The organism is Streptomyces sp. NPDC029159 (assembly GCF_055564055.1).
This window is the reverse complement of the sequence record NZ_JBVHWT010000001.1, coordinates 162,401-180,637: the sequence shown is the minus strand read 5'-3', so window position 1 is coordinate 180,637 and position 18,237 is coordinate 162,401. Positions and strand designations below refer to the sequence as shown.

Annotated in this window: 7 protein-coding genes; all 7 read right to left on the bottom strand. The window is 71.2% G+C overall.

Translation table 11 applies throughout. The features are described from left to right. Positions 1 to 89 precede the first annotated feature (89 nt). The 7 genes from ACZ4U4_RS00825 to ACZ4U4_RS00795 all read right to left on the bottom strand — a co-directional run bounded on the left by ACZ4U4_RS00825 (position 90) and on the right by ACZ4U4_RS00795 (position 18,220). Positions 90 to 2,345, bottom strand: a complete 2,256-nt coding sequence (locus ACZ4U4_RS00825; protein WP_467867967.1) for a pyridoxal-phosphate dependent enzyme — start codon at positions 2,343 to 2,345, stop codon at positions 90 to 92. 49 nt (positions 2,346 to 2,394) lie between these two features. After that, positions 2,395 to 3,252: a GHMP family kinase ATP-binding protein gene (locus ACZ4U4_RS00820; protein WP_467867965.1), complete on the bottom strand. Its 858-nt coding sequence runs from the start codon at positions 3,250 to 3,252 to the stop codon at positions 2,395 to 2,397. Between the two features lie 74 nt (positions 3,253 to 3,326). Continuing rightward, a complete protein-coding gene (locus tag ACZ4U4_RS00815; RefSeq protein WP_467867963.1) occupies positions 3,327 to 4,862 on the bottom strand; it encodes a lyase family protein in 1,536 nt (511 codons plus the stop codon). Positions 4,863 to 4,870: 8 nt separating this feature from the next. Beyond that, the gene (locus ACZ4U4_RS00810) at positions 4,871 to 8,173 is read right to left on the bottom strand and encodes a non-ribosomal peptide synthetase family protein (RefSeq protein WP_467867961.1); all 3,303 of its coding nucleotides are present in this window, start codon (positions 8,171 to 8,173) and stop codon (positions 4,871 to 4,873) included. Between the two features lie 126 nt (positions 8,174 to 8,299). Continuing rightward, complete coding sequence (locus ACZ4U4_RS00805) at positions 8,300 to 13,003, bottom strand: amino acid adenylation domain-containing protein (RefSeq protein WP_467867959.1); 4,704 nt, start codon at positions 13,001 to 13,003, stop codon at positions 8,300 to 8,302. Then, positions 13,000 to 17,280 carry an amino acid adenylation domain-containing protein gene (locus tag ACZ4U4_RS00800; protein ID WP_467867957.1) on the bottom strand — a complete coding sequence of 1,427 codons (4,281 nt, stop codon included), beginning with the start codon at positions 17,278 to 17,280 and terminating at the stop codon, positions 13,000 to 13,002. Before ACZ4U4_RS00800 ends, ACZ4U4_RS00805 begins: the two co-directional genes overlap by 4 nt. Next, positions 17,273 to 18,220 carry a 3-hydroxyacyl-CoA dehydrogenase family protein gene (locus ACZ4U4_RS00795; RefSeq protein WP_467867955.1) on the bottom strand — a complete coding sequence of 316 codons (948 nt, stop codon included), beginning with the start codon at positions 18,218 to 18,220 and terminating at the stop codon, positions 17,273 to 17,275. Before ACZ4U4_RS00795 ends, ACZ4U4_RS00800 begins: the two co-directional genes overlap by 8 nt. Positions 18,221 to 18,237: the final 17 nt, after the last annotated feature.

The window sequence follows — 18,237 nt, the reverse complement described above, 5'->3', positions numbered from 1 at the left end:
CAGCCGGTGCCGTGAACGGCATCAGCTGGTGGACGACCGCCTGGACGGCGCAGACCGGTGCGACGTTGATCCGGACCGGCCGGCCGGGCTCATCGTTCCCGCAGCTCGACGCGGATCAGCGCCATGGCCCGGTCGAGGGCCTCGACGACCGCGGCCCGGCTCCCGCCGGTGGCGATGATGTGGCCGATCCGCCCGTAGGCGTCCGTGGGAGGGGCGACCCGCGTGCCCGCGCCGACGGTGACAGTCACCTGCTCCACCCCTGGCACGGCACGGGCCTCGGTCAGCCCGGACACGCGCTCCAGCACCCCCGACTCGGTGGGCAGAACGAACTGGATGCCGGCATGGCGCGCGAAGCCGTCGGGCAGCAGGGGTTCGGCTCCGGCGGCACAGGAGACCTGAGCGGCGAGCAGGTCGACTCCGGTGGCGAGGCGATACAGCTCGGGGATGAGGCCGCCGGCGAGCCTCGGGTTGATCTCGACGACGGCGCTGCCGGCCGCCGTGCGCTTCACCTCGGTGTGGCTCGGGCCATGGCCGAGGCCGGTCGCCGCCAGCGCCGCCCACACCGTCTCGGTCATCTCCCGGGCCGCCGCGGCGGGCAACTCCGCCGGCACCAGGTGCCGGGACTCCACGAAATGCGGCGCGCCGGTCACGGTCTTCTCCGTGATGCCGATCAGCCGGTGCACCCCGCCGACCCCGAACATCTCCACGCTGTACTCGGGCGCGTTCAGGTACTCCTCGACCAACGCCCGGCCTGCCACGGCCTGGCCGCGTCCGTTCGTGGTCCGCGCCACGATCTCCTCGGCCAACTCGGCGGCCTGCGACGCCGAGTCGCAGCGACGCACCCGTGTCGATCCGGAGTCGTCGACCGGCTTGACCACGCAGGGTGTGCCGATCCTGGCCGCCGCCGCGGCGGCGGACGGCCCGTCCTCGGCCACCTCGAACCGTGGTTGCCCGATCCCGGCCCGCCGAAGGATCTCACGCAGCCGGCTCTTGTCCCGGCAGCCGGCTATCGCCTCGCCGCGCTCTGCGGGCAGCCCCACCGCCGCGGCCAGCGCGGCCGCCGCCAGCAGGTAGAACTCACTGGTGGTGGACACCCCCGCGACACACCCGGGTGCGAACGCCTTGGTCACCGCGTGGATCACCGCCTCGATGTCGTTCGTGTCGCAGTCCACGACGGTCGCACCGGTCTCGGCCAGCCCCGCGTACCGGGTGGAGTCGCCGGTCACGAGGACGGGCTCGTAACCGGCCTCGGCCGCGATCCGCAGCGCCAGCATGCCGGTCCCGGTGGTGTTGGACTCCACGAAGACGAACGCGGGGCGGGGCGCATCGGCGCTCCGGCGGCGGAATGACCAGCTGTGCACCTCCGTGCCGTCGACGACCTGGCGCGGTACCGCGGCGACCGGCAGCCGTTCGAGTTCCTTCTCCGCCCAGTGGGCCTCGCTGTGCACGGTGTCGGCGTACCGGTCTCCCCGGTCCGGGAAGATGCCGACAACGGTCGTTCCCGGTGTGGCCCGTTCGGCCATGGCGCCGAGCACCCGGTACACCGATCCGGAGGTGTTGCCCGCGAACAGCTTCTCGTTGCGGGCGAGTTCACGGGTGGCGCCGAACGCCTCGTGGTCGTTGAGCCAGTGCACCTCGTCGATCTGGGAGTGGTCGAGGTTTTTGGGGTGCAGGCTGTTGCCCAGCCCGCTCTGCAGCCGCTGGGGCCGGTCCGGCTGGCCGAAGAGCACACTGCCGACGCAGTCCACGCCGACGACGTACAGACCGGGCAGGGACTCGCGCAGCACGCGGGAGGTGCCGCACAGGGAGCCGCCGCTGCCCACCGCGCCGACCAGGACGTCCACCGTGTCCAGATCGGTGAGCAGTTCGGCGGCCAGATGCCGGTAGGCGGCGGGGTTCTGCGGGTTCTCGTACTGCCGGGGCCAGAACGCCCCGGGGTTGCTGTCCATGATCTCGCGCAGCCGGGTCAGCCGAGCACCCTGCCAGCCGTAGGCGTCCATCTCGGGCACCACATGGACTTCGCAGCCCAGCGCCTCCAGCTTGGCCAGCGTCGTACGGTCGATCCGTGGGTCGGTGACGATGTGCACCGGGTGGCCGAGCGCGGTGCCCACCAGGGCGACGCCGAGGGCCATCGTGCCCGACGAACTCTCCACGATCGGAGCTCCCTCGGCCAGCGCTCCCGTGCGGCGCGCCTCGGTGATGATCTGTTTGGCCACCCTGTCCTTCATCGCGAACAGGTTGTTCATCTCGAGCTTGGCGTAGACCCGGACGCCCCGGTCGGCTCCCAGTCGCAGCCGTACCAAGGGGGTGTGGCCGATGGCCTCGATCACGTTCTGGCTCAGCATGTGCGCTTCTTCTTCCCTTCACTGTGCCGGGCCGGCGAGGCGCCGGACTTCACCGGTCGAAGCTCAAGGTCCGGTACACCGTGACGTTGCCGACGAGTTCGGAACACGCGCTCGCCGCGTCCACCAGACGCTGTGGATATGAGGGGTCACCCGTGTCGAGCAGCACCCCGAGGCACGTCCCGCTGTGGCCGACGACCACACCGAGCCCGCCGACCTTCCGGCAGATGCCGATCACCGCGTCCAGCTGACGCTTGGGGCGCAACACCTGATTCATCAGGGCGCTGCGGGTGGCCACGGCGCCCACCTCGGCGAGGTCGGCCCGGGCCACTGCCGAGGCCATCCGCTCCAGCAGCCGCGCGTACTCCGCTCGGTCCGCCGTGGAGAACGGCTTCGGGATGCGGTTGAAGGCGATGGTGTCGATCTCGCCGCCCTCGTCGGTGCCGACCACAGTCATGGACGGCAGGGAACCCAGTCGGCTGTGGAGTGCCACCCGCCGGTGGTAGAAGGCCACGATGCCGGGGTACAGCACGCCGTCGGTCGGCTCGATTCTTGACAGCAGCGACTCGATCCGCCGGGGTGGCATCGGCTCGCCCAGGGCGTTGGCGACCGCGCGTGCCGTGGCCACCAGGTCGGCGGACGAACTGGCCAGCCCCTTGCCCTCGGCCAGGGTGCTCTCGATGGTCAGCACCCCGCCCATCGGCGCCGTCGAGTCCTCCATGATCATGCGAGTGAGACGGAGCACCTTGTGTTTGTGTGCCGGCTGGACCGACAGCGCGTCGGTGCCGGGTGCGCCGTGGAAGGTGGCCCGGGACCAGCGGGCGATGGGCAGTGTGACCAGGAAGTCGCCGTTCTCCTCGGGGAGCACGCCCTGGAGCAGCTCGCCGAAGGTGCCGGAAGCGGTGCTCATGCCGGTCACCGCGGCATAGGGGTTCGGGGCGTGCCCCGTGACGTCCTGGTGGAGGGCGGCACCGGGGATCCTCATCACTGATGCCGTCCCTCCGGCCCGGCGAGCAGCCGGTCGACCTCGGCCGCTGCCGCGTCGATCCGCTCCCGCCGGCCGTGCCAGCGCTTCTCCGCCGCTTCGAGCCGGGCAGCCTGATCGGCGAGCAGGGAGCGCACGGCATCAGGGTGGGCCGAGCCCGCGGAGCGCTTCGCGGCCAGGGCACCCGGCACGCTCATGGCTTCGGCCAACAGGTCTGCGGAGTGATCGGCCGTGTAGCCCTCGGCGGCGAGTTCGGCGTCGAGCAGCGCACCGTCCGGCTGCGCGGGGGGCAGCCCGCGCTCCACCGCCCGGACGATGTAGCGTCCGGCGACGACCTGAGCACTGCGCCAGGGAACCCCGGCCCGCAGGGTCAGCAGATTGGCGAGGGTGAATCCGCCCAGGTACTCCTTCTCACACGCCTCGCGCATCCGGTCCTCGCAGAACCGCAGGTTCTCCAGAACCGCGCCGAACAGCCGCAATACGGACAGGGTGGAGTCGAAAGCGGACGGCACCCCGGCCCCCGCCTCCTTGGAGACCTCGACGGAGTTGCTGAAAGGGGTGTTGCGCTGCCCGGAGGCGATGGCCGTGTAGGCCCCGCCGAGATGCGCTGTACGGGCCCGAATACGCTCCAGCACCGGGTAGTTCTTCTTCTGCGGCATCGCCGAGGAGATGCCCGACCAGTGGTCCGGCAGTTCGATGAAGCCGTACCCCGCACTGCCCCAGGCCATCAGGTCGGTGACGAAACGGCTCAGCGCGACGCCGAGCAGCGAGAACTCCGCGCATGCCTCCAACGCCCAGTCGCGCTGCGCAACCGACCGCAATGCGTGTGCACGCACCTCGGTGAAGCCGAGCAACGCGGCCATCCGGTCCCGGTCCCAGGGCAGCTCCTGCCCCGCCATCGCCCCCGCTCCCATCGGGGAGGCGTCGGCGGTGCGGTACACCGACTCCAGCCGTTCCAAGGTGTGCAGGGCCTGATCGCTCAGGGCCGCGAAGTAGAACCCGGGGCTGATCACCTGGGCCGGCTGCATGTGGGTGTAGCCCGGCATCACCAGCTCGGTGCCGCGCCCGGCCAGGGCGTGTGCGGTGCGTCCGAAGGCGACCAGTGCCTCGGCGGTCTCCAGCAGCCGCGTGCGGCCGTACATCACTTGAGCGGTGGCCTGGAGGTCGTTGCGGCTGCGGTCGACATGCCAGGCGGGCGGCACCGTGGCCAGTTGCCGGGAGACATGGCGCTCCAGGGTGAAAGCGATGTCGCTCATGTTCTCCCATGCCTCTCGGGCGACCGCTTCGGGAGTGACCTGGTCGAGCAGGTCGGCGAGGGCGCCGACCTCTGCCCCGTCCAGCAGCTTCAGCCGGCGGTACTCCAACAGCAGCACCTTCTCCAGCTGGACGTACCAGGGAAGCAGGGCCTCGATCTCGAAGCGGAGCTGTGGTTCGAGCACTTCGGTGCGCAGCAGTTCGTCGGGGCCGGAGGTGATCCTTCCGGTCAGCCCTGCCGCGCCGCCGGACAGGGGTTGCGTCGCATGGTCGTTGGCCATCTGATTCCTCACGGGGGAGACGGGGCATTTCGGTTCCACGCGGCCAGGACTGCCTCTCTCGCATCGGCCGCCCGGGTACGGGGGAAGTGGACTCCGCCACCGGCGAGCCGACGGTGCGTCACCTGGTCGGAGAGGAGCCGCCAGTCCCCGTATCCGTGATCCGGGTCGCGGTCCGGCCGGTCCGGACCGCCCTCGGCAACGATGAGCTCGATGGCTGTGCCCACCCGGTGGGCCGCCGGGTGCCGCCAGGCAGCCAGCAAGAAGGCGCCGGCCGATTGCACGTCGTGCCGGTAGGCAGGCCCCAGCAGCTGGGCCCGCTCGGGCTTGAGGCCGTCGAACTCGACGTAGGCACCCTCGCGCTGGAGCGTCGCGGCGACCTCCTGGTCACTCATGTCACGGACCCGGTCCATCCTGGCCCGCAGACCGGTCTGCCAGTCCGCGTCGGTACCGCCCATGACGAGATGGAACGGTGCCGAGGGGCCGTCCTGGAGAAGGTCGGCCAAGGCAAGTGCGGGCGCCGCGCCCTCCCGCTGGCCCCACAGCACCAGTGGCCGAGCGGGCAGTTGTGACAGTTCCCGCGCCACCCGGCGGGCCACCTCCGGTACGTCCACCAGATGCTGCGCGTCGGGTGCGAAGTCGTGTCCGGGCAGCTCGACGCCGTACACCTCGACGCCGTGCGGCGCGAGTTCCCGGGCCAGGGCCAGGAAATTGACCGCGTTGCCGCCGGCGTCGGGAAAGCAGAGGAGGCGGGCCTCGGGCACCGCTCGGCCCGGGAGCGCACCGGTCAGCGGGCGCAGCAGAGGGGTGCCCGGCCCGGACGGTGGCGTCTTCCCGCTCGCGTCCACGGCGCCGGCGAGATCGGCCAGCACAGGGTGCGCGACGATCTGGGCCAGTGAGACGAGACGGTCCAGCTTCACCACCAGCCAGGCCGCTGCGAGAGACGACCCGCCGAGCGCGAAGAAGCTGTCGGCCCGGCCGATGCGCTGCAACGGCACGCCCAGCACTTCCGCCCAGGCCATGGCCAGACGCTGCTCGGTGTGGGTGGTGGGCGCCGTGCTGGGTACCCCCGCGTGCCCGAGTGTGGCGGCCATTTCGGTGAGCATCTTCCGGTCCACCTTGCCGCTCTCGCTGACCGGCAGCGCATCCAGCCGGTGGCAGTACGCCGGGATCATGTAGTCCGGCAGGACCCGTGCCAGGGCCGTACGGACGCCGACGGTGTCGAGACGAGGAGCACCGACCAGGAAGGCGACCAGGACACGGTTGCGGTCGTTGCCGTCCGAGGTGACGACCACCGCGTCCTTCACGTCCTCCAGGGCCATGAGCTGGTTCTCGATCTCACCGGTCTCCACCCGGAACCCGCGGATCCTGACCTGCTGGTCGTGCCGGCCGACGAACTGCAGTCGGCCCCCGGGGAGCCAGCGCCCGAAGTCACCCGTCCGGTACATCGTCTGGCCGGGACGGAAGGGATCGGGCCGGAAGGCGGCGCGGGTCCGTTCGGGGTCGTTGACATAGCCGCGGCCGACGGCGACGCCCGAGAAGACGATCTCTCCGGTGGAGCCGAGCGGCGCCAGTCCGCCCTGCTCGTCCATCACATAGCCATGGACGTTGCGCCGCATCCGGCCAAGGGTGACGGGCCCGGGGTCCGGGGCCCGGTCGAGGATCTCGTGCATGGTGTCGTCGGAGAGCTCCGTCGCGCCGTACGCATTGACCAGCACAATGTCGGGGCGCCCCGCGAACCACCGGCGTACCAGGGCGGGTTTGAGCTCCTCGCCCGTCACCGAGACCGCGCGCAGCTCGCCGAGTTGGCGGGGCTGCCGGTCCAGGGCGGTGATCAGCGCGTCGAAGTAGGACGGGGCGAACTGCGCGACGGAGATGCGTGACGCGATCAGCTCCGTCACGAAGCGGTCCACGTCCAGGAGGACGTGGGTGTCCACGATGCGTACACTGCCGCCGGCCAGCAGCGGCGCGATCAGCTGCCACAGTGAGATGTCCAGTGACGGTGCGGCGGTCTGTGCCACCACGTCACCGGGGCCGAGACGGAGATCCTCCACCTTCATCAACAGGTGGTTCAGCAACCCGGCGTGCTCGCACATCACGCCTTTCGGTACGCCGGTGGAGCCAGAGGTGAAGTAGAGGTAGGCGAGCTGACGTGGCGCGAGGGGGCGACCGGGGTTGCTGACGGCCCGTGCGTCTCCGCCCGGGCCTCCGTATCCGGCGCACAAGGCCGCGGCGTCCATGAGCCGCCGTGTCTCCGCGCCACCCGCGGCGGCGCGCGCCTCCTCCCCGGACCCGAGGACGAACCGGCATCCCGCCCCGTCGAGCTGCGAGGCGATCCGCGCGGCCGGGTAGCCCGGCTGCACGGCGAGGTAGCTGCCGCCCGCCTTGAGCACACCGAGAACGGCCGCTGCCCATTCCAGGCCGCGGTCCATGACGACGGCTACCACGTCCTCGTCCTGCAGCCCGTCCGCCAGCAGCGCGTGGGCTATGCGGTTGGCGGACACATTGAGCCGGTCGTAGCTCCATGACCGGGTTCCGTGCGTCACCGCCACCGCGTCGGGTGCCGCCCGGACCTGATCCTCCAGCCGCTCCACGAACAGCCTGCCGTCGAAGGGCTCGGCCCTGCCCGCCAGTCCGTATATCTGGAAGTGGCGTTCGTCCGCGGAGAGCAGGCTCTGTTCCGCCGCCGGTGCGTCGGGGTGGGCGGCAAGGAGCTCCAGGGCCCGCCCGTGGTAGCCGACGATCCGGATCAGATGCTCCTCGGACATGACGTCCGAACGCGACCGGGCGCGTATGGTGACGCGGTCCCCGCACACGGTGACACGCACCCACAGCGGTGGCGTCTCCTCCTGGGCCGGATCCGTTGCGGACAGGTCGAGAACGGATTCATGGCGTGGCTCGGGAGCCGTGCCAGGAGCGGGAGCCCGTCGGCTGCCCGCCGCGGCCTGTGTGATGAGCTCGCGCCAACTGCTGCGCAGCACCCCCCGGACACTCAGCGAGCGGGGTGCACCCGGATCACCGTCGGCGGGTACGTACCCGGAGAGGGGATTCTGCTCTGCGGTCAGCGCCCCGACCACCCGGAGGTGCGCGGCGAGGAATACGGCCTCCATCGGGGCCGTGCTCTCGGTGGCGACCGTGAACAGCCGGGCGGTCGTCTCGGGAGACAGAGCGAGTTCGGCGGTCGGCCAGGAGCGCTCATCCGACTGCGGTGCGGGCCACCGCGGGACGCGTGCGGCCGCGTTCACTCCGGCGCGCTCCGCCGCGCCCTCGTCCGTCGTCCCGGCCGAGACGGAAGAGTCCGAAGCCTTCGACACGTGATCGCCAACCTACCGAGGAATGGACGGAAGAATGTGTGGTGCGACATCGCCCACATGACCATGCTGTCGGCGGGCACTGACAGGCCACTGACGTACCGCTACCGGTGTCCACCGGGGCAGCCGTCAGCGCGTGTGCGGCCCGGACAGGTCGATGTCGGGGATCGGGACGTCCGGGGTGGCGGCGGCCGTATGCAGCAGCTGCGTGAAGCGGGTGCAGAGGGCTTCGACAGCGGGCCGGTCGAAGAGCCCGGTCCGGTACTCGACCACACCGTCGAGCCCACGGCAGGTGCCGTCGGCGTCCCGCCGCTCGAACAGGCCGAAGGTCAGGTCGAACCCGGCGGAACCCCTGCCGATCAGGTCCACGGTGGCAGAGGCGCCCGGTAGCTCCAGCCTTTCGGGGAGGGACGGTGTGACCACCAGCATCACGCGGAACAAGGCCCGGCCGAACACCGCCCGCCCTCGTGCGGCCCGCCGGGGGCCCTCCGCTTCCACGACCAGGTCGAAGGGCACATCCTGGTGGGCGAAGGCCCCTAGATCGGCTTGTGTGACCCGGTCCAGCAGTTCACGGAAGGTCGGCTGCCCCGAGGTGTCGGTGCGCAGTACGAGTGTGTTCACGAAGAACCCCACGAGGCCGTCGAGTTCTGCGTCCGAGCGGTCCGACACCGCCGTGCCGATCGGGATGTCCGTCCCCGCGCCGAGACGGGTGAGCAGCGCGGCCAGCGCGGCGTGAGCCACCAGAAAGAGGCTGGCCTGCTGGTCCGCGGCCACGTCCAGGAGCTGTCGGTGTACGTCTGCGGGGACGGCGAAGGCAACGGTGTCGCCGGCGCCGTGTGCCGGGCTCCCGGCCGGCGCCTGCTCGGTGCGTTCGTCGGGCAGCGGGATGTGTTCGGGCAGGTCGGCCAAGGCGGCTTTCCAGTAGGCGAGCTGACGGGCCCGTAGGGCGCTGGGCTCGTCGTCGGTACCGAGCAGCTCGCGCTGCCACAGGGTGAAGTCGGCGTACTGAACGGGCAACGGCGGCCAGTCCGGGGCGTGACCGCTGACGCGGGCCTGGTACGCGGTGCCGAAGTCGTCCAGCAGCCAACGCAGCGATGCGCGGTCGCAGGCGATGTGGTGGAGCAGCAGGAGCAACGTCTGCTCACATGAGTCTTCGGTGGTGAAAAGGGAGGCGCGCAGGGGGAGTTCGCTCTCCAGGCGGAAGGGTCGCCCGGCGGCGGTGCTCAACGCGTCCGGCAGGTGGTCCGGGGTGACGGATTCGACCGTGAGCGCCGGGCGGGCTTCCGCGACCGGCAGGATGTGCTGGACAGCCCGGCCGCCTCGCTGCTGGACGACGGTGCGCAGTGTTTCGTGCCGGGCGGCGAGGTCGCTCAAGGCGGCACGGAGGGCCTCCTGGTCCAGTTCGCCGTCCCAGCGCAGAACCAGGGGAACGTTGTAGGTGCTGTCGGGGCCCGCGAGTCTGTGCAGGAACCAGAAGCGGCGTTGGCCGAAGGAGAGCGGGACCGGCTCGGTGCCCCGTTCACCGGTCAGCGGAAGCCGAGGAAGGGGCTCGGGCTCGCGCGCCGCGGAGGCGTCGCCCGCCTGATCCATGTCGTCCAGATGAGCGGCGAGCCCGGCCACGGTCGGGTGGACGAAGACATCCCTGACATCCAGCTCGGCCCAGGCGCCGAGGCCGGCTCGGCGCACCATCGTGACCAGCCGCGTTGCCAGCAGGCTGTCACCCCCGAGGTGGAAGAAGTCGTCGTCGGCGCCGACCTGATCCACACCGAGCAGGTCGGCGTAGAGCCTGGTCAGCTCGGCTTCCAGCGGAGTCGCCGGGGCACGGGACGGCGTGTGCGCGCGGGCATGGGGAGACGGCAGCGCTGCCCGGTCCAGCTTCCCGTTGGGGGTGAGCGGCAGCTTGTCGAGTGTGACGAAGAGGGACGGGACCAGATGCGCCGGAAGCCGCGCGCGCAGCCATTCCCGCAGCCGGCCGAGAGCCTGCCCGGTATCGTCCGCAGCCTCGCGGGTGGGTACGACGTAGGCCACCAACCGCGGCTCGCCGCCGGCTTCTTGACCGTCCCCCGTCCTGGCGGGGGCCGGGCTGTCAGGAGCACCGGAGCTGGCCAGCACGGCGCCGCCCGCCACGCCGGGGGCGGCCAGGAGGGCAGCCTCCACCTCGGCCGGTTCGATCCGGAAGCCACGGATCTTGGCCTGGTCATCGGCCCTGCCGAGATACTCCGGTGAGCCGTCCCGGCGGGCGCGTACGAGGTCGCCCGAGCGGTACATCCGCGACCCCGCGGGGCCGAACGGGTCGGCCACGAAGCGTTGCGCCGTCAGCACGGCACGGTGCAGATAGCCCCTGGCCACACCGGGTCCCGCGACATACAGCTCGCCCGTCACCCCGGGGGGCACCGGGCGCAGCCGGCTGTCCAGCACGTACAGCCGGGTGCCGGCGACGGCCTTGCCGATCGGGACCACCCGCGCCCTGCCGTGGGTGTGGTCCAGATCGAGCCGAGTGGAGAGCACTGCGGTCTCGGTGATGCCGTACATGTTGACCAGGACGGGCGCGGAGCCGTGGTGCCGCCCGTACCAGGAACGCACCAGAGCGGGGGGAAGCGCCTCTCCGCAGAAGATGACGTGGCGCAGGGACAGATCCCGTCCGCGTTCCGGATCTTCGGCGTCGGCCTGGTCCAGCGAACGGAAGGCGGAGGGCGTCTGGTTGAGTACCGTAACCCGCTCCCGGACCAGCAGGTCGAGGAAGGCGCGGGGGGAGCGGCTCACCTCGCGGGGGACGGGCACCAGCCTGCCGCCGTGCGCGAGGGCACCCCACATCTCCCACACGGAGAAGTCGAAGGCACAGGAGTGGAACATCGCCCATGTGTCGCTCGGACCGAAGCCGAAATCGGCTCCTCCCGCCTGCAACAGGGCCACCGGACCGCGGTGTGGGACCACCACGCCCTTGGGGCGGCCGGTGGATCCGGAGGTGTAGATGACATAAGCGGGATGGTCGGCCGTCAGCGGCTCCCTGCGGTCCGCGTCGGTCAGGTTGCCGTCGTCCTCGGGGGAGCAGGCGCCATGCGTCGTCGGCGTGCCCGCGGCGGCCCCCGTCACGTCCGCCTCGGACAGTACGCATACCGGCCGGGCGTCGGTGAGGATCTGCTCCGTGTGCTCCCGCGGCCATCCCGTGTCGAGCGGGAGGTAGGCGGCTCCGGTCTTGGTCACCGCCAGGATCGCGGTGACCACGTCCTCGACGCGGGGGAGCAGGACGGCGACGGTGCGTTCGGGGCCCGCGCCGCGCCCAACCAGCGCCCTGGCCAGCCGATTGGCCCGCGCGTTGAGTTCGGCATAGGTGAGTTGCCGGTCGCCGTGGCGGATCGCGGGGGCGTCCGGGGTGAGCGCGGCCCAGTGCTCGAAGAGTTCGGGGAGTGTGCGGGGTGAGGAAGGCGTAGGCGTACCGATGCGCGGTACCAGGAGTCTGCGCTCTTCAGGTGCCAGCAGATTCAGCTCGCCGACGGTGCGCCCGGGCTCGTCGATCAACTGATCGAGCAGGAGTACGCAGCGGTCGGCCTCGGCGGCGACTTCCTCGGGCTCGTACCGCTCGGCCTCGGCGTGTACTTCCACCATCAGGCCGGCCCGGCCGCGTTCGGGCCTGATCATGACGGAGAGATCTTCCCCCGCGCCGGTGTTGAGCTGTCTGAGGGACATCGGCCGCCCGGCGAACGTGCGGCCGAAGCTGAAGGGGACGATGTTCGCGGTCAGGTGGTACGGCGCGTGCGTGGACCCGGTGAAGCCGAGGTCGCGGCGGAGATCGTCGTAGCGGTAGCGCTGGTGTTCCAGGGCTTGGGTGGTTGCCGCACTGACGGTGCTGATGAGTTCGGCGAGCGGTTGACGCGGGTCGATCGGTACCCGCAGCGGCAGCACGTTCGATGCGGCGCCGGCCACGGCACCCGCCGTCCCGGAGGTACGGCAGGCGACCGGGAACCCCACGACGACCTCGTCACCCCCGCCGGTGCGGGCGTGGTCCAGCAGGACGGCGGAGGCGGTGGCGACCGCGGTCCAGGGGACGTCGAGTGCGCGTGCGCGTGCGCGGAGGGCGGCCACCCGGTCGTCGGGCATCCGGGATGCAGCGTGCACCGGTGCCCGTACCGTCCGGCCGGGCATGCCCCCGCCAGGGTCACCCGGTTGGGACGTACCCGGCCGGACGGCTCCCCGCCACCCGGCCATCTTCGCCGTCCAGAACCGGCGGTCGGCTTCGAAGTCGGGCGAGGAGCGGTAGTCCCGCTCGACGTTGAGCAGGGTGTCCCACGGCACGTGGTGGCCCGGCCGGGGGGTCTCGCCACGCTCCAGCGCCGCGTAGATCTCGCTGAGCCGTCGGGCGAACAGCGCCAGCCCGAAGCCGTCCACCACCAAGTGGTGGACGAGCAGATACCAGCAGACCCGGTCTTCGGAGAGGCGCAGGAACGCGGTCCTGAACGCCGGACCGTTCGCCAGGTCCAGCGGGCGGGCGATATCCGCCCGCATCCAGTCCAGCGCGGCGGCCATCGGCACGGCTTCCCGCTGGAGGTCGACGACCGGTATGCGCCAGGCCGGCAGGGGACCGCCCCACTGCCTCGGCTCCCCGGAGACAGCGACGGTGAACCGGGTCCGGAACGGTTCGGTCTCCGCCACGGCGTACCGGAAGGCTGCCTCGTACAGCTCCGGATCGAGATCTCCGGCGATCTCGAATGCACTCGCCAGTTGGTACTGGACCGGAGACGTGAGCTGCTGCGCCAACCAGATCCCCTGCTGCACCGTGGTGAGCGGCATCGACGGGTCGTCCGCCGAGTGCGCCTGTTCCGGCTGGTTCCTCACGGAGTGCTCACCGGCCCTTTCCGAGCTGTCTCGACACCCCACCGCTCGACGAGGACCCGGCCGATGTCGGCGAGCACGGCGGGTTGCCCCATCTCCATGTGCGTGCAGTCGATCGGCAGGACCTCAAGCGCCCCGTTGATCAGTGGGCGCCACAGGTCGAGCGTGGTCTCGGGCGCGTGGTCGTGCGAGGTGAACATCACGGCGTCCCCGCCGAACGGGCGAGGCTTGTGCAGGCTGGTGACCTGCGCGTTGTTGGTGATGATCCGGGCCAGTGCGGCGATTCGCTGTTCGTCGAACGACGCCAGCGGCCCCTCCTGCCCACGGGCGATCTCCACGTACCGCGGATACGTCAGTGACTCGCCCGCCCACAGAGAGGGGTCGTAGCCGAAGAATTCCAGGAGCAGCCCGAGGACATCCCGGCCGGCGACCGTACCCGGCGCGGACTCCGTCGAGCCCGTGTCCTCCGCGACGCCTGTGGCCGTGGGGTAGGCATCCAGGATCGTCAGCGTCTGCACCGGCTCACCGCTCTGCTCCAACTGCACAGCCATCTCGTGGGCGACAACGCCCCCGAAGGACCAGCCGAGAAGGTGGTAGGGGCCCGTGGGCTGGATCGATCTGACATGGGCCAGGTAGTCCGCCGCCATCTCCCGTACGGACGTCGGCAGCGCTTCGGAACCGTCCAGACCTCGGGCCTGCAGGCCGTACACCGGCCGATCGGCGCCGAGCGGTGAGGTGAGTCCCGCGTAGGACCAGGAGAAGCCCGCCGCCGCATGCACACAGAACAGAGGTGCCTGGTCGCCCGACTCCCGCAGCGGCAACAAGACTCCGATGCCGCTGTCGGAAGTTTCCTGGATGCCCCGCCATGTGTGGCCCGGGCTGCCGTCGTCCGCCTCGGGTGAGGGCGGGGAGCCGGGACTTCCGGTGTGCGCGGCGGCCGTTGCGGCCCCGGCGAGCGCGTCCCTCGGGGCCGTAGCTGTCCCGGTTCTTCCGTCGGCGGCCACGACGGTGGCGGTGCCCGGCCCGTTCAAGGCCGAGGGGCGCATGTCCTCCGCTGCCGTGCGCTCCACGGGATCCGGGCTCCTCGTACGGCTCGCCGCGCGGGCGACCTGAGCCAGCGCTCTGACCGTCTTGTGCTCGAATATGTCCTGCGGTGTGAGGACAAGCCCTCCCCGGCGCAGTCGGCTCAGCAGTTGGATGGACATGATGCTGTCGCCGCCGAGGTCGAAGAAGCTCACGTCCGCGGGAACGTCGGTGAGCCGGAGCACCTCGCGGAACGCCCGCGCCATCTGCTCCTCCCGTGCTCCGTCGGCTTCGGGCGCGCCGGCCTCCAGCGGCCGTACGCCCGTCGGGAGCTTCTTGCGGTCGAGCTTGCCGCTGCCCATACGCGGCAGCGCGGAGGCGGCATGCAGCTCGGCCGGGACCAGATGCGCCGGCAGCCGCTCGGCCACCCATTCCCGCAGTGCGTGGTGACTGGGCAGGCGGGCCCCCTCCGAGGGCACCAGGTAGGCCACGAGCCGGGTGTGGCCGCTTGTCTCCTCCCGGACACCGGCCATGACCTCGGTGACGGCGGGGTGCCGAGCGAGCACCGCCTCCACCTCGCCGAGTTCGATACGGAAGCCGTTCACCTTCACCTGCCCGTCCGCGCGGCCGAGGAAGGCGAGCTGCCCATCGGGACGCCAACTGGCCAGATCCCCGGTCCGGTACATCCGTGCGCCGGACGGGCCGAACGGGTCGGCGACGAAACGCTCCGCGGTGAGCCCGGGCCGACGCAGATACCCCCGGGCGAGGCCGTCTCCCGCCAGGTACAACTCGCCCTGACAACCGGCCTCCACCTGGCGGAGCGAGGTGTCGAGCACATAGGCGCGGACGTGGCCGAGCGGCCGTCCGATGGGGGGCGCACCCTCCGCCGCAGGACCGTCGTACGTCGCGGCAGCGGCGTGGAGGCCGGCCGCGGTGGCATGGACGGTGGCTTCCGTGGGCCCGTACGCGTTGAGCAGCCGGGTGCCGGGCATGATCTCCCGGATCCGCGCGGCGAGGGCCGAGGGGAGGGCTTCCCCGGTCATCAAGAGCGTCGTGGCCGACACATCGAGCCCCGCGCTCTCCAGCAGCTTGGAGAACACGGACGGGATGGCGCACAACAAGCCACCCGACCAGCGTGGTGGGTCGTTGTCGAGCAACGACAGGAGACTCTCGACCACCTCGACGCTGCCGCCGCCCGCCAACGCCGGGAAGATCTCGGCCACCGACACGTCGAAGCTGAAGGAGCACGCCGCCAGCACCTGCGCCAACGATGCGGTGCCGAACTCCGCGGCTGCCCAGTCCACCAGTGCGACCACACCGCGGTGCGGCACCACGACCCCCTTGGGAGTGCCGGTGGAGCCCGAGGTGTAGGTGATGTACGCGGGATGCGAGGGCCGCAGCGGTTCGGGGCGGTCATCGTCGCTCGGTGCTGCGGGTGAGAAGCGTGCCAGCTCCTCGGCGATCACGGGGGAGTCGAGCCGGATGATCGTGGTCGACCGGCTTACGGCGTCCGCGGCATACGCGTCGGTGGCGGTGTCGGTCAGCACACAGAGGGGTTCCGCGTCCTCGACCATGAAGCGGAGCCGTTCCTCCGGGTATCCGGGATCGAGAGGCAGGTAGGCGGCGCCGGTTTTGAGCACCGCGAGCATCGCCACGAGCGTCCTGGCGCGCCGAGGGAGCAGCAGCCCGACGACCGACTCCGGTCCGGCGCCCCGGTCGAGCAGGAGCCGGGCCAGCCGGTTGGCGCGCGCGTGGAGCTCGGTATAGGTGATCTTCTCGTCGGTGCCGATGACGGCGACCGTTTCGGAGTGGTTCCGGGCGGCGCTCTCCAGCAGGTCGGTGAGCGTGTGGTGGGCCGTTTTGGAGGCTGGGCCGCTCGTCCCCGGGTGGACGGCCGCCTGTTCGTCCGCTGCCGACGGGGCGAAGGTGCCGATCGGGCGCTCCGGGCCGGCCGAGGCCAGGGACAACAGCTGCCGGAAGCGCTGGGCGTGTGCGTCGAGTTCGGCGACGGGACAACGATCCTCCGCACCGCTGAAGACGACCCTCAGACCTTGATCCGCGGGGCCGTCGTCGAGTGTGACGCGTATGTCGTGGACCGGGTCGGGCACCAGGTCGTGCACCGTCACGGACAGTTCACCGAACCGCACGAGGGGCCCGGGGGTGCGGATGTCGACGACGGGCCCGAAGAGCGGGGGCCGCTCGTCCGGCATTCCGGCCTCGCGATATATCTCCCGTTGGCCCAGCCGCTGGTGTATGCGTGCCTCGCGCGACTCCCGGGCGGCCTCCTGGACCAGTTCGGCGAAGGTGGTGACGGCCCGTACCGTCAGCCGAAGCGGCACGGTGACATCGCGCGCGTCCACGACACGCCTGCTCACCCGGCTCGGCCGGCCGTCCACCGGCATACCGATCACCACATCCGTGGCACCGCTCAGCCGGTGGGCGTAGGCCGCCACAGCGGCGTACAGCACTGCCCGCACCGGCACACCGCCGTGCCGGGCGGCGGCACGGACGCGTTCGGTGCCGGAGGCGCCGAGCCTCACCGGGCGGGAATTCACCGGTGCGCGCAACCCGTCGGCGGCCCGGGCGGGAGCGGGGGCGAAGGTCACCGGCTCGGGGAGGTCGGTGAGCCGTCGGCGCCAGTGGGCGCGGTCGGCCTGCTGCGCGGGGGACCCGGCGTACTCGGCCGTTGACGAGAGGAGCTGGGCTCGGGTGGCCAGTGCGCCGTCAGCGGCCGGAAGGCCCTCGGTGAGCGCCGTGTAGACCTCGGAAACCCGACGGGTGATCAGTGAGCAGCCGAAGTGGTCGACGGCGGCCCGGTGGTGTCGGTGGAACCAGCGGTGGTGCTCCGGGCCGAGCCGCAGCAATGCCTGGGTGGACCAGATCTGTTGGCTCTCCTCGCCGCCCCGTGTGGGCTCCGCTCCCCGCTCCAGTGCCGCGCGAGCCCACGCATCCGCCGCGCCCCGCGGGTCCGCCTCCGTGCTCAGGTCCACCACGGTCAGCGGCAGGCCGCCCGGACTCTCCGGTGCAGGCGACCCGTCCGCTCCCTCGCCGCCCGCGTGCCTGCGCCGTGCGGTGGTTTCTGCCATGACCTGGGCGACTGCCGTGCCCATCGTGGTGATGTCCAGATCGCCGTGGATCTCCACGAGCTGGGCGGTGTGGTCGCTGAGGGCGGTGGTCCGCGAACCGGATTCCCGGCCGGCGGGTCCGTCATCCTCGGCGTCGGATACGGCCGTGCGGATGCCCTTGCCGTCAGCCATGATCGGTTCCTCCCCGCGCGACGAGGTGCTGGGGTGGGTACGGGTAGAAGCCGCTGCCCGACTTGCGTCCCACGTTGCCTTCGGCGACGAGACGGGCCAGCAGGGAGCAGGGCCGGAAGCGGTCCTCGCCGGTATGCCGGCGTAGCACTTCCAGAGAGTCGGCGATGGTGTCCAGTCCGATGAGGTCGGCTGTGCGCAACGGCCCCATGGGGTGCCCGAAGCAGTCCTGGAAAATGCGGTCCACGGTCTCGGCGTCGGCGGTTCCCTCGCCCAGCACTGCGGCCGCCTCGTTGAGCGTCAGCATCAGCACCCGGTTCGTGACGAAGCCGGGGGCGTCACGTACCACCAGAGCGTGCTTGCCGACGAGGGAGAGGAACGCCTCCGTTCGCTCCACGGTGAGACCACTGGTCTCCGGCGCGCAGATCACCTCCACCGCGTCCTTGAGCGGAGCCGGGTTCATGAAGTGGGTGCCGATGACCCGGTCGGGGCGGGCGGTGAAGGAGCCGAGGCGGCTGACCGGGATGCACGAGGTGTTGGACGCGAAGATCGTTTCCGTGCCGCAGATCCGGTCCAGTTCACGGAGGATCCCCTCCTTGATGTCCTCGTCCTCCTTGGCGCACTCCACCACCAGGAGAGCGTCCGCCATGTCGCCGAGCTCGGCGGACCAGGTCACGAGGGATTCGGTGCGCGGCGCGGGCGCGCCCGCCCGCGGCCGCCGGTCCCCTCGGCGCAGCAGTGCGGACGTCCTGATTCCGGCGCGGAGCCGAGTGGGCCCGGAGGCCAGTACCTCGGGGTCGTTGTCCATGACGACCACGGGATGACCGGCTTCGGCGAAGCACTGCGCGACACCGACCCCCATCGTGCCGGCACCGACGATGCCCACCAGCGCTCCGGCCGGAACGGTCGGCGCGCTCTGCTGAACGTCTTTCTGATCGCCCACTGTGGCAAGTCTCCTTG